Here is a 12,964-nt window from a genome sequence, read left to right on the forward strand (position 1 = left end):
ATCGAACGGAGGCCTGCCGAATGATTCAGCCCGTAATCCTCTGCGGCGGGGCCGGGACCCGCCTGTGGCCCGAATCGCGGGGCGCGCGCGCCAAGCAATTCCTGTCGCTGACCGGCAGCGACAGCCTGTTCCAGCAAACCATTGCGCGAACGGCTGACGCAATGCGGTTCTTGCCCGCGGTCATCCTGTGCGGCGAAGCGCATGTGGCGATCGTCCGCGAACAGATGGGCAGGTCCGAAGCCGGCCTTCTGGTGGAGCCGATGCCGCGCAACACCGCCGCCGCCATCGCGCTCGCGGTGGCGCAGGCCGATCGGGACACATTGCTGCTCGTGATGCCGAGCGACCATGTGATCGCCGATACTTCATCCTTTCAGGAGGCCATCGCGAAAGGCGCGGGGCTCGCCGAGCAGGACTGGCTCGTCACATTCGGGATCACCCCCGACCGCCCGGAAACGGGCTTCGGCTATATCGCCAGCGGCGATGCGCTGGGCAACGGCGGCTTTGCCGTCGATCGCTTCGTCGAAAAGCCGCCGCTCGAAGAAGCCGAAAAGATGATCGCCGCAGGCGGCTACAGCTGGAACGCCGGCATCTTCCTTTTTCGGGCGGGCCGCATGCGCGATGCGATGCAGACGCATTGCCCCGAGGTTCTTCATGCGGCCGAAGCGGCAGTCGCGGCAGGAGCGCGCGAGGGCAACGCGCTCTACGTCGACGCGGGAACGTTCGGAGACGCGCCGTCGGTTTCCATCGACTATGCCGTCATGGAAAAGGACGGCCGCGTTGCGGTCGTTCCTGCGGCGATGGGCTGGTCCGACCTTGGCAGCTGGCAAGCGGTCCATGCGCTCGGCGCTTCGTCGGACGACTGCGGCAATGTGGCAACGGGCGACGCGGTTCTTCTGGACTGCCGCGCGTGCCTGGTGCGGGCGGGAGACAAGCGGGTCTCGATCATCGGGTTGGAGGGCATGGCGGTCGTCGTCGACGGCGACGACATTCTCATCCTCCCGCTGTCCCGTTCACAAGACGTCCGGACCGCCGCCAATGCCAGGCCATGAGCAACGCGTTCGTCGGGCTCCCCGCCTCCAACCCGAGGAAACGATGAGCGTTTCCGGCCTGCTTTCGGGCATTCCAGCTCGGCAGGATCGGGCGGCGCTTTCGCAGCCCGCGACACGTTGGATGGAACGCAGGGCTGATCAGCTACGTCATGCATTGCGTCGGGCTTGCCCACGGTCATTTCGTCAGAAATCATACAATGGTGGCCGTTAGTCGGCTGTCAGCTTTCGCGCCGAGATCAAGCAAAGCAGACTCTGCTCACGACCAACCAAAGGCGTGATGCCGGCCGGCGTTGAACAATGGGATGGAGACATCGCTGTTGCCCCGATGCTATCGATGAGTTCGTGATCCGATACCACACCCGCTTTCAACGACTGGCATTCTGCCTCGCCGGGCTGGCGGGATTTGTCGATGCCATCGGGTTCCTCGGGTCGGGTGGCCTCTTCGTCTCGTTCATGAGCGGCAACTCGACCAGAATGGCGATCAGTATGGCCGAGGCGACCAGTCTCGCCGTCGCCGCTGCAGGGCTGATCGCCCTGTTCGTCGTGGGCGTGTTCCTCACCATCATGGCGTCGGCAAAGATCACTTTCGCCCATCGCAAGGTCGTGGCGATATCGGGCGTCGCCGCGCTTCTCCTCGGCGCAGCCGGCTGTAAATGGGGCGGGTTCGATGTCCCGGCCACAGGCTTGCTGTGCGTCGCAATGGGCGCCTCGAACACGATCTTTCGCCGAGACGGAGAGGTCAGTTTCGGCGTCACCTATATGACCTGCACCCTCGTCAAACTCGGGCATAAGCTGGCGGACGCAGCTTTGGGCGGTAGCCCGACGGACTGGATTCCATATCTGCTGCTTTGGCTTGCCCTCGTCTTCGGCGGGATTCTTGGCGCGGTCAGTTACGTCTGGTCTCCCGATGCGAGTTTTGGGTTCGCCGCCGCCTTTGCTCTAACCCTCATTCCCATAACGCAAAGATTGACCGCCACCCTGTCTCCCTGAGCTGACTGGAAGCGGCCTTGGCAACTTTGGGCCCAGGATAAAACAGGATCCCGCAACGCAAGATCATGTTGCGGGCAATATTTTGGTCGCGCGCTTAAGCCACGGAAACTAAAATGGACGTGGCGATACTCCCCTGCTGCGTGACGTTTCGCGTTCGATCAGTTCGGGGCGCATCACCAAGCTGTCAGCGTCTTCATTCTCGATACGGCGGCGCAGCCGGTCGACGATCGCCTTCGCGCCAAAATCGATGTCCTGCCGGATGGTCGTCAGCGGCGGCATCGTCTGGGCGGCGAGCGGCAGGTCGTCATAGCCGACGATTTGCACCGCGTCGGGCACGCGGCGCCCGCGCGCATGCAGCTCTTTCAGCGCCGCCATCGCGATCAGGTCCGATGCTGCGATAATGCCGTCGACCGGGCCCGCATGCGCCGTCAGGGCTGCGCCGATGTTCGCGACGATTTCTTCGTCCGACAGGTGAAGCGGAAAATGGGTGAGCTCGATCTCCGCGGCGATTGCCGCCTGCTCGACGCCCGCCAGCCGCTGCGCGATCTCGATCCCCGTCGTATCGCCCAGAAACAAGAGCCGTGTCGCGCCGCGCGCGATCAGATGCTCCGCCGCCAACCGCCCACCCAGCGCATTGTCGGTCCCGACGACGCAATGACGCTGGCCGGTGCGATAATGCCCCCACACCACCATCGGCCGATAGGATTCGGCGACCCGTTCGATCGTATCGAACTGGTCCGACTGCCCGATGACGATCACACCGTCGGTCATGCCCGAGCCGGTGATGCGATCGAGCCATTCCTCATTCTCGTCGGGGATCGCCCGGCTGAGCATGATGTCATAGCCGCTTTCGGTCAGCTCGTCGGCCAAGGCGCCAAGCAAGGTCATGAAGAAGGGGTCGGAGATATGCTGGCGCCGTTCATGGCCCAGCGGAATGACGACGCCGATCACGCCGGTACGGCGCGAACGCAGCTTGCTGGCCATCTGGTTGGGCCGCACGCCGTGCCGGCGGGCAAGGTCGCGGATATGGTTGCGCGTCTTCGGATTGACGAGCGAACTGCCGGCGAGCGCGCGCGACACGGTGCCGGTCGATACGCCCGCAACGCGGGCGAGATCGGCCAGGGTGCGAATTTGCCTGCCATCCTCTTCGCCGTCACCGTCCGCCATATTCCCAGCACGCTCCTGATATCGTGACGCGCGCCTAGCATGAAATCGGGGCAGCCGCGAACAGCTTGTCAGGCCGCCACCTCGTCGCCGCGCCGGACGGCCCGCCCGGCGTCGACGACCATCGTCGCCACCGCGCCCGCCAGCATGAGCATGCCTCCCAGCATGATTGCATTGCGCGGGTCGCCGCCCAGTAGCGGACGATAGATGAGCGGCATGGTGAGGGTTTCGATCAGCATCGGGATGACGATGAACATGTTGAAGATGCCCATATAGATGCCGTTGCGTTCGGGCGGGATGGCGTCGGCCAGCATCACGTAGGTGTTGCCCATCATCCCCGCCCAACCGATACCGATGCCGAGCATCGCGGCATAGAGGGCGAGCGGGCCCGCGCTGCCGAGCTGCGGGATCGCCAGCATGGCCAGCCCCGATCCGGTCAGGCACAGCGCATGGATGCTGCGCGCGCCCCAGCGCCGGACCACCGGGATCAGCAGCAGCGCGCTGGCGAAAGCGACCAGATTGTAAAAGGCGCCCAGTTGCTGCGCGGTCAGCGCCGCATCGCGAAACCCCTGGGTCGCCGGATCGGTCGTGCCGTGAAGTGAGCGCGCCAGCGCAAAGGCGATGAACTGCCAATAAAGGAACATCGCATACCATTGGCAGAACATCGCGAGCGCCAGCTGCCGCATCGGGCGCGGCATGGCGACGATGGCGTCGCGGATGTCGGCAAGCGTCGCCCGCACGGTCAACGGACGCTCGTCGAGCATCGCCTCCTCCTGCACCGTCAGAGGCAGCTCAGGCACGCGGATAACCGACCACAGGATTGTCGAAAGCGACAGCACTGCGCCGATCACGAAGGCAATGCGGACAATCTGGGGGATGCCGTTCGCATCGAGCAGATTGCGGTCGATCACAAGCGCCAGCAGCGAGGGCGCCAGATAGGACAGGGTCTGCGCCAGCCCGGTAAACGCGCTCTGGGTCAGAAAGCCGACCGGGCGTTGATCGGGCGCGAGGCGATCCGCGACATAGGCGCGGTAGGGCTCCATGGTGACATTATTGCCCGCATCGAGCAGCCAGAGCAGCGAGGCCGCCATCCACAACGTCGGCGAAGTGGGCATCAGGAATAGGCTGATCGAACAGATGATCGCCCCGATCAGGAAATAGGGCGTGCGGCGCCCGAACCGCGACCGGGTGCGGTCGCTCATCGCGCCGATGATCGGCTGGACGAGCAGGCCGGTCATCGGCCCGGCGAGCCAGAGCAGCGGCATCGTCGCCTCGTCGGCGCCGAGGAAACCATAGATCGGGCCCATATTGGCCTGTTGCAGCCCGAAACTGAATTGCAGCCCGAAAAAGCCGATGTTCATTTCGATGATTCGCCAAAGCGACAGCCTCGGCTTGCCGATTTCCGCCATTTTCCTCTCCCCGGCGCTGCCTTGCGAACGCCTTGTCCTGCCACTCGTAACCGAAAGTGTCGAAAATGCAATCGATTGCATTTTGTTATTGCAATCGATTGAATCGGGATTATGCAAGGCGACGAATCAAAAAAGAACTTTGGGAGACTTGCGATGACATACCGTGCGCTGTTGGCGGCCAGTTCGGCTGGCCTGTTCCTGCTTCCCGTCGCTGCGATGGCACAAGGTGCCGCCCCGCCTGCCGACCGGGCGTCGAGCGAGGACGTTCTCGACCTCGATGCCATCATCGTCACCGCGACGCCGCGCGGCGGCAACCGCCTCGATAGCTCTGTATCGGTCAGCGTCTTGTCGGAATCGGCCGTGGCCGAAGCGGCGCCGCGTACGACAGCCGAAATTTTCCGGCAGATCCCGGGCATCCGGTCCGAAGCCACCGGCGGCGACGGCAATGCCAATATCGCGGTGCGCGGTCTGCCCGTTGCATCGGGGGGCGCCAAATTCCTCCAGCTGCAGGAAGACGGCCTGCCGGTGATGCAGTTCGGCGACATCGCCTTCGGCAATGCCGACATTTTTCTGCGCGCTGACCAGACCGTCGCATCGATCCAGGCGGTGCGCGGCGGATCGGCCTCGACGCTGGCGTCGAACGCCCCCGGCGGCGTGATCAACTTCCTGTCGAAGGACGGCAGCGAGGCCGGCGGCGTCGTCATGGCGACACTCGGCCTCGATTATGAGGAATATCGGCTCGACTTCAACTATGGCGCCCCGCTCGGCGACAAGACGCGCTTCAACATCGGCGGCTTCTGGCGCGAAGGCGAAGGGCCGCGGAACGCCGGCTATAACGGCAACAGCGGCTACCAGATCAAAGCGAACCTGACCCAGGAGTTCGATTCGGGCTATATTCGCCTCTATGCCAAGCGCCTCGACGATCGCGCGATCGGCTACCTGCCGATGCCGACCCTGGTGACGGGCAGCAATGCGGATCCGAAATATCAGTCCTTCCCGGGCTTCAACATCAAATCGGACACCCCGCACAGCGCCTTCTTCACCACCGACGTCGGGCTCGATGGCAATAACAATCGCCGGACGACCGACATAACCGACGGCATGCATCCCGTGGTCACCGCGGTCGGGTTCGAGGCGGTGTTCGAACCTGCCGACGGCTTTCGGGTCGAAAACCGCTTCCGCTGGTCCGAAGTCAGCGGCCGCTTCGTCTCGCCCTTCCCGTCCGAAGTCGGCGGCGCCCAGGCCCTTGCCAATTCGACCGGCGCCTATCTGCTGACCGGCGATTTCGCCGGTGCGGTCCCTGTCGGCACGACCTTTTCGCTACGCTACGCCAATGGCCCCAATGCGGGCCAAGCGATCAACCCGGCCTCACTCAACGGCAATGGCCTGCTGATGCGCACGCATTTGTTCAATGTGGAGATCAACGATTTCGGGGGCTTCACCAACGATTTCAAGCTCAGCAAGGACATCGGCCCCGCGACGCTGACCGCCGGTTTCTACAAGGCGCGCCAGAATATCGACATGGACTGGGTGTGGAACAGCTATCTCATGGAAGTGAAGGGCGACAATGCGGCGCTGGTCAATGTGGTCAACAATGCCACCGGACAGGTGCTGACGCAGAACGGCCTCTATGCCTATGGCGTGCCTTTCTGGGGCAATTGCTGCCAGCGCAGCTATAATGCGACCTACGACATCGATGCGCCTTACGCAGCGCTCGGGCTCGATTTTGACGCGCTGACGCTCGACGCCAGCGTCCGCTACGATCATGTCCGCGCGCGCGGCGACTATGCCGGTTCGCTTCAGGCGACGAATTTCGACGTCAATGGCGACGGCACGATCCAGCCGGTCGAACGCAGCGTGTCACTGATCGACAATGGCCGGCCCAGCCCGGTCCATTACAACGTCGGTTACTGGTCCTGGTCGCTCGGCGCCAATTACCGCCTGTCGGACGACGCCGCGGTGTTCGCACGCGCCAGCCGCGGCGGGCGCGCCAACGCCGACCGCCTGCTGTTCGGGGTCGTGCGCCCCGACGGGTCGGTGCGCAAGGCGGACGCGATCGACTATGTGACGCAATATGAGGTCGGCGTAAAATATCGCAGCGGTCCGTTCGGTCTGTTCCTGACCGGCTTCCACGCCACCACCCAGGAACAGAATTTCGAGGTCACCAGCGGCCGCTTCCTCAACCGCACCTACAAGGCGACCGGCGTCGAGCTGGAAGGCGCATTCCGGTCGGGTATCTTCGACCTGCGTCTCGGCGCGACCTATACCGATGCCGAAATTTCGAAGGACGCGATCTCGCCCGCCAATGAAGGCAACACGCCGCGCCGCCAGGCCAATCTGATCTATCAGATCACCCCGGCGGTCGATTTCGACCTGGTGCGCGCGGGCTTCAATATCGTCGGCACGACCAAAGCCTTCGCGCAGGACAACAACCAGCTGGTGTTCCCCGCCTATACGCAGGTCAACGCCTTCGTCAATTTCAGGCCGCTCGACAATGTCGAGCTGTCGCTCAACGCCAACAATCTTTTCAATGTCACCGGGATTACCGAGGCGGAGGAAGGCGCAATCGTGCCAGGCGCGAATAATTTCATTCGTGCCCGATCGATCAACGGCCGGACCGTCTCGGCCTCGTTGCGGTTCGAATTCTGAACCGCGCTGGGTCGCAGGGCACAGGAATGCCGGTTTCGGCCGGCATTCCTGATGCTTTGCCTGAGGAGTCAAAAGCAATGCCGATCTCGCAGATCGCGACGACAGGCATCCACACGATGCACTGGCGGCTTGCCGCCGGCCAGCGGATCGAAGCCGCCGCCCCTGCGCGCGCGCCGGTGCTGTGCGCCGCCGACGTCCGGCGCGCCGCGTCCGACCTCGACATCTGGGACGCCTGGCCGCTCGCCGATGTCACGGGGCAGCCGGTCGAGTGGCGCGGCGGCGAATTGTGGTTCGCGCTCGCCGCGCCGGTCGGGGCCGATCCCGAACAGCGGCATTTTGCGGCGCGCATCCACCATTTCCATCGTCTTGCCAACGGCTTCCAACACCTCGGCCCGACGCTGCCAACGGGTTTTTCCGCCGGCAGCCGCGAATGGTCGGGCTCGGCCCGGCTGGACGAGGGCGACGTGCATCTCTATTTCACCGCCGCGGGCCGGCGCGGCGAGAGCAATCCGAGCTATCTGCAGCGCTTGTTCGTGACCAGCGCGCCACTCGGCGATCAGACCGAGGCGATCTTTGGCCGCTGGTCGGCGCCGCGCGAGCTGCTGACGCCCGGCGGCGTCTATCTCGACGCCGACGCACCGGGCGGGCGGCTCGGCGAGATCAAGGCGTTCCGCGATCCCTTTGCGTGGCGCGGCGACGCCGGCGAGGAGTATCTGCTCTTTACCGCATCCTCTGCGCGCGCGCCGGGGCCGCATAATGGCCTTGTCGGGCTGGCGAAGGCCGCCGGCGATGGGAATTATCGCGCGCTGCCGCCGCTGATCGACGCGACAGGGACGAACAACGAACTCGAGCGTCCCCATATCGTCGCCCACCGCGGCCGCCTCTATCTGTTCTGGTCGACCCAGGCCAAGGTGTTCGCCCCCGGCATCGACGCGCCGACCGGCCTTTACGGCGCGGTCGCCGACCGGATCGAGGGTCCGTGGACGCTCCTCAACGATCACGGCCTGGTGCTTGCCAACCCCAACCGCGAACCCTTTCAGGCTTACAGCTGGTGGGTATTGCCCGATCTGTCGGTGGCCAGCTTTGTCGATTATTGGGGCATCGACGATCCGAGCGCCGCCAACAAGCCATCGGGGCGCAGCCATTTCGGCGGTACGTTTGCCCCTTTCCTGCATCTTGAACTGGATGGCACGCGCGCCCGCTTGAAGCAGGGGGTATTGTGATCGAGGAACTGGCCGGCGTCGAGCTTGGCGGCACCAAGACGATCGTCGTGCGGGGCAGGCCCGGCGCGATCCGCGACCGCGTCGAATTTCCCACCCTGTCCCCCGATTCCACTTTGAGGCACGCTGCCGATATCATCGAGGCGTGGCACGCCGAGCGGGCGATAGCGGCGCTTGGCATCGCCAGCTTCGGCCCGGTCCGCGTCGACGAGCGCGCACCGGACTATAGCGAGATTCTGACCACGCCGAAGCCCGGCTGGAGCGGCGCTCGCGTGCGCACGCTGCTGTGCGAGCGACTGGAGCTGCCGACCGCGATCGATACGGATGTCAACGCCGCGGCGCTCGCCGAATATGCGCTGGGCGCGGCGCAAGATTGTGCAATCATGGTCTATGTCACGATCGGAACCGGGATCGGCGGCGGCATCCTCGTCGATGGCAAGCCGGTGCACGGCATTTTGCATCCCGAGATCGGCCATCTGCGTTTGCGCCGCGCCGCCGGCGATCGGTTCGCGGGACATTGTCCGTTTCACGGCGACTGCCTCGAAGGCCTGGTAAGCGGGCCTGCGCTCGCGGCGCGCTTCGGGCGTCACCCAGCCGAAGTGCCCTCCGATGATCCGGCCTGGCAACCCGTTGCCGCCGACCTTGCCGAGCTGGTCGCCTCGCTGATCCTGAGCTACTCACCCCAGCGGATCGTGATCGGCGGTGGCGTGGCGCAGCGGCAGACGCACCTGCTCACCGCTGCAACAGCGGCGGTCCCGCGTCTCCTGGCGGCATATCTTACAGATGTAACTGCAAAACAGCTGCGCGAACTTGTGGTCACCCCTGACCTTGAGGATGATGCTGGACCGACCGGCGCTTTACTCCTCGCCCGACGCGCGAGCGAAGCTTCGCGGGCTTAAACGGCGACTAAAGACGACGGTGGTCAGAATGACAGCGTCCGAGGCAAGGGCACCCCAAGGCGCTATTCGTCCGACCGCTTGGCAAACGCGCGATCGACCTCAAGGCGGTGCGAGCCGCCCGGCGGCAAAGTCGCGTGCGAGCGCGATGAAGGCCTGAAAGGCGGCGGAGGAATTGCGCCGATTGGAATAATAGAGGCACAGCGGCGCCAGCGGCGGCGTCCAGTCTTCGAGAATGCGGATGAGGCGGCCCGCCGCGATGTCTTCGCGCACATCGGCTTCCATGAAATAACCGATTCCCACGCCGTTTGTTACGGCGATCCGGGCAAGCGATGCCTCGTCCAAGGTGATCGGCCCCTCGACATCGAGCTGTAATTCCTCGCCGCCCTTCTCGAACCGCCATCGGAACAACGCGCCATTGGGAAGCCGGATGCGAACGCAGGGATAAGCAAGCAGTTCCTGCGGCACTTTGGGGATCGCCCTGCCTTCGAAAAAGGCGGGGGACGCGGTAACCGCCATGCGTCGCATCTGGCCCAGCGGAATGGCTATCGCATCGCTGGGCACCAGATCTTGGCTGCGCACGCCCAGGTCGAAGCCCGCCGCCACGACGTCGACCAGCCGCCCCTCGGTGACGATATCGATATGAACCTGCGGATAGCGCTGCAGATAGGTCAATATCAGCGGCGCCATGATTTCGCGCGCTGCCGTCGCGAAGGCATTGATGCGCAGCGTGCCGGACGGCATCTGCTGCTGCGAGCGCGCGGTATCCATCGCTTTTTGGATGCCCTCGAACGCCGGCTTGATCTGTGCAACGAAGATCCGCCCTGCATAGGTCAGCGAGACGCTGCGCGTTGTGCGATTGAACAACCGCACCGCAAGCTCCCGTTCGAGTTTCGCTATCGCGTTGCTGATCGCGGTGGTCGACATGCCAAGCTCGAGCGCCGCTGCGCGGAACGAGCCGCATCGAACGATCGCGAGAACAGCTTCGAGCTCGATAAGTGAATGACGGATCATTATCCCGATTTCCGTAACACGACATCGCGATTTGTCTCGATTATCAGGCGAGATGTCCATCGCTAAATTGGCCTCGCAACAATCGAGGAGATGATCATGTCATTGAAACTACCCAAGCCGATCGCCGCCTTTATCGAGGCCAATGCGCGCCTCGATCTCGACGGCATGATGAAGCCCTTCCTGCCTGACGCGGTTTTCACGGACAACGGCAAGGATTTCGTCGGACAAGCCGAGATTCGCAGGCTGCTCAAGGACGAAGCGATCGCGGTCAAGGCGATCTTCGAGCCCGACACTTATCGGGAGGAAGGCGGCGATATCGTGCTCGAAGGTCCCGCCCACGGCGAATTCCCCGGCAGCCCGCTTCGGTTCACCTATCGCTTCAAGCTGGAAGGCGACGCCATCAAAGCCCTGGAGACGACGGTATGAGCATCAAGGCAGATCCGACCGAGTTCGCCGGCAAGCGTGTCCTTGTCAGCGGCGGCACCAAGGGGCTTGGCCGTGCCACGGTCGAACGCTTCCTTGCCGGCGGAGCCCGTGTCGTCACGGCCGCCCGCACGATCAAGGATCCCATCGACGGCGTCGAATATGTCCAGGCCGACCTCACGACCGCGGAGGGCGGCGAAGCGTTGGCCAAGGCGGCACTCGAGCGGCTGGGCGGCATCGACATCCTCGCCCATGTCGTCGGCGGCTCGGCTTCACCGGCGGGTGGGTTCGCCGCGCTGACGGACGATCACTGGCTCGCCGAGCTGAACCTCAACCTGCTGGCGACGGTCCGGCTCGACCGGCTGCTGATCCCGCAGATGCTCGAGCGGGGCAAGGGCACCGTGGTGCATGTCACGTCGATCCAGTCGGTCCTGCCGCTGCCCGAGTCCACCACCGGCTATGCCACTGCCAAGGCGGCGCTGAGGACCTACAGCAAATCGATCTCGAAAGAGCTCGGCCCCAAGGGTGTTCGCGTAAACTCCGTCTCGCCGGGCTGGATCATGACCGAGGCTGTCGGGGACTTTCTCGAGATGCTCCGGGCAGCCAATGGCGGTACGATCGACGACGCGCGCCAGTCGGTGCTCGATGCCCTGGGCGGGATCCCGATCGGGCGGGGCGCCGAGCCCGAAGAGGTGGCGGACCTGATCGCCTATCTCGCGTCCGACCGCGCTGCCGCGATCCACGGCGCGGAGTTTGTCATCGATGGCGGGACGATCAGGACGGTGTGAAGAGGGCTTCCCGGCGTTCGCGGTATAGCTGAAGCCGGGAGGTCGCCGCCCCCTCACAGATCGATAACGGCGGCGCGCATTGAGCAGTGGGCCTCACCACGAGGCGCACGGCTTCACGCTGTGCGGAGGGCCTGCTCGACCCAATCCACAATCGCCGACGTCGGCATCGCTCCTGACGTGCGAGCGATCTCCTGACCCTTCCTGATCATGACCATGCTCGGAATGCCGCGAATGCCGTAACGCTGGGCTATCGCGGGCTGCGCCTCCGTGTCGAGCTTGCCCAGCCGCACCCGCGGCTCCAGCCGGGGCACCGCCATCTCGAAATTGGGCGTCATCATGCGGCATGGACCGCACCATTCCGCCCAGAAGTCGATCACGATCGGGACGTCGCTCTTGAGCGTGTGAGCATCAAAATTCGCGGCGTTGAGCTCGACGGCTTTGCCCTGGAAAAGCGGGTTGTGGCACCTGCCGCACTTCGGTTTCTGGTCGAGCTTTGCGCGGGGCACGCGGTTCAGCGACGCGTCGGTGGGGCAGGCGACGACCAACATCTCGGCCGCTGCTGCCGGTGGACGATCGCCGATCGTATCGGACATGATAGCCTCCTGGCCGGTCGGGCGGCATGTCGCACCCAATGCCGCATCTGATCGTCGGGTCAGGCCGCGGAATCGGCCTTCGCGGCTGCGAGCGCGTCGAGCAAAGCGTCGGCCGCAGGCTGGCTTGAGGGCGGGTTCTGCCCCGTGATCAGCAATCCGTCGCGAACGACATGGGGCACGAAAACACCTGCTTTGCTGAAATTGGCGCCAAGTCGCTTGAGCTCGTCCTCCAGCAGGAAGGGAACGACGTCCGTCAAGCCGACGGCTGCCTCCTCTTCATTCGTGAATCCTGTTACCGATTTTCCGGAAACCAAGGGTTTGCCATCGGCGCTTTGAACATTCTTCAGCACCGCAGGGGCATGACAGACGAGCGCCACGGATTTCCCCTGCGCCAAGGTCGCTTCGATCAAGGCTTTCGAATGGCTGTCGTCCACCAGATCCCACAGCGGCCCGTGACCGCCGGGGTAGAAAATGGCGTCGAAATCCGAAGCGTTCATTGTCGAGAGCCGCTCCGTCGAGCCGAGATGAGCCTGAGCGGCGGCATCCTCGTGAAACCGGCGCGTGGCATCCGTCTGCGCGTCGGGCTCGTCACTTTTGGGGTCGAGCGGAGGTTGCCCGCCCCTGGGGCTCGCCAGGGTGATTTCGTGCCCGGCGTCCTTCAGCACATAATAGGGAGCGGCAAACTCCTCGAGCCAGAACCCCGTCTTCCGGCCGGTGTTGCCCAGCTGATCGTGACTCGTAAGAACCATCAGAATCTTCATTGCTGCCT

At 64.2% G+C, this 12,964-nt stretch carries 12 protein-coding genes; 7 read left to right on the top strand and 5 right to left on the bottom strand.

The annotated features are described in order from the left end of the window. Positions 1-20 precede the first annotated feature (20 nt). Both ATE67_RS13410 and ATE67_RS13415 read left to right on the top strand, forming a co-directional pair. The gene (locus ATE67_RS13410) at positions 21-1,049 is read left to right on the top strand and encodes a mannose-1-phosphate guanylyltransferase (RefSeq protein WP_058817194.1); all 1,029 of its coding nucleotides are present in this window, start codon (positions 21-23) and stop codon (positions 1,047-1,049) included. A 342-nt stretch (positions 1,050-1,391) separates the two neighbouring features. Beyond that, positions 1,392-2,039: a YoaK family protein gene (locus ATE67_RS13415; RefSeq protein ID WP_197411953.1), complete on the top strand. Its 648-nt coding sequence runs from the start codon at positions 1,392-1,394 to the stop codon at positions 2,037-2,039. 108 nt (positions 2,040-2,147) lie between these two features. On the opposite strand, the gene ATE67_RS13420 is transcribed toward ATE67_RS13415, so the two are convergent. Continuing rightward, on the bottom strand, positions 2,148-3,206 hold the full coding sequence (locus tag ATE67_RS13420; protein ID WP_058817196.1) for a LacI family DNA-binding transcriptional regulator: 1,059 nt from the start codon (positions 3,204-3,206) through the stop codon (positions 2,148-2,150). 68 nt (positions 3,207-3,274) lie between these two features. Continuing rightward, positions 3,275-4,612 carry an MFS transporter gene (locus ATE67_RS13425; RefSeq protein ID WP_058817197.1) on the bottom strand — a complete coding sequence of 446 codons (1,338 nt, stop codon included), beginning with the start codon at positions 4,610-4,612 and terminating at the stop codon, positions 3,275-3,277. A 153-nt stretch (positions 4,613-4,765) separates the two neighbouring features. Here ATE67_RS13425 and ATE67_RS13430 point away from each other — a divergent pair, with 153 nt between their 5' ends. The 3 genes from ATE67_RS13430 to ATE67_RS13440 all read left to right on the top strand — a co-directional run bounded on the left by ATE67_RS13430 (position 4,766) and on the right by ATE67_RS13440 (position 9,380). Next, a complete protein-coding gene (locus ATE67_RS13430) occupies positions 4,766-7,261 on the top strand; it encodes a TonB-dependent receptor domain-containing protein (protein ID WP_058817198.1) in 2,496 nt (831 codons plus the stop codon). A 77-nt stretch (positions 7,262-7,338) separates the two neighbouring features. Continuing rightward, positions 7,339-8,484 carry a glycoside hydrolase family 68 protein gene (locus ATE67_RS13435; protein ID WP_082660373.1) on the top strand — a complete coding sequence of 382 codons (1,146 nt, stop codon included), beginning with the start codon at positions 7,339-7,341 and terminating at the stop codon, positions 8,482-8,484. Further along, on the top strand, positions 8,481-9,380 hold the full coding sequence (locus ATE67_RS13440; RefSeq protein WP_331458770.1) for an ROK family protein: 900 nt from the start codon (positions 8,481-8,483) through the stop codon (positions 9,378-9,380). The genes ATE67_RS13435 and ATE67_RS13440 overlap by 4 nt, the downstream gene beginning before the upstream one ends. 99 nt (positions 9,381-9,479) lie before the next feature. On the opposite strand, the gene ATE67_RS13445 is transcribed toward ATE67_RS13440, so the two are convergent. Further along, positions 9,480-10,391 carry a LysR family transcriptional regulator gene (locus ATE67_RS13445; RefSeq protein ID WP_058817199.1) on the bottom strand — a complete coding sequence of 304 codons (912 nt, stop codon included), beginning with the start codon at positions 10,389-10,391 and terminating at the stop codon, positions 9,480-9,482. Between the two features lie 96 nt (positions 10,392-10,487). Between ATE67_RS13445 and ATE67_RS13450 the strand changes: the two genes are divergently transcribed. Together ATE67_RS13450 and ATE67_RS13455 are read left to right on the top strand one after the other, a co-directional pair. Then, positions 10,488-10,817, top strand: a complete 330-nt coding sequence (locus ATE67_RS13450) for a nuclear transport factor 2 family protein (protein ID WP_058817406.1) — start codon at positions 10,488-10,490, stop codon at positions 10,815-10,817. Further along, positions 10,814-11,602, top strand: coding sequence for an SDR family oxidoreductase (locus ATE67_RS13455; RefSeq protein WP_058817200.1), 789 nt, complete (start codon positions 10,814-10,816; stop codon positions 11,600-11,602). Before ATE67_RS13450 ends, ATE67_RS13455 begins: the two co-directional genes overlap by 4 nt. A gap of 113 nt (positions 11,603-11,715) precedes the next feature. On the opposite strand, the gene trxC is transcribed toward ATE67_RS13455, so the two are convergent. Then, entirely contained in the window at positions 11,716-12,195 is a 480-nt protein-coding gene (gene trxC / locus ATE67_RS13460) for a thioredoxin TrxC (protein WP_269433458.1), read from the bottom strand. Positions 12,196-12,254: 59 nt separating this feature from the next. Beyond that, positions 12,255-12,956 carry a type 1 glutamine amidotransferase domain-containing protein gene (locus ATE67_RS13465; RefSeq protein WP_058817201.1) on the bottom strand — a complete coding sequence of 234 codons (702 nt, stop codon included), beginning with the start codon at positions 12,954-12,956 and terminating at the stop codon, positions 12,255-12,257. Positions 12,957-12,964 lie beyond the last annotated feature (8 nt).

Source organism: Sphingopyxis sp. H050 (genome assembly GCF_001468265.1).
Classification (GTDB): Bacteria; Pseudomonadota; Alphaproteobacteria; order Sphingomonadales; family Sphingomonadaceae; genus Sphingopyxis.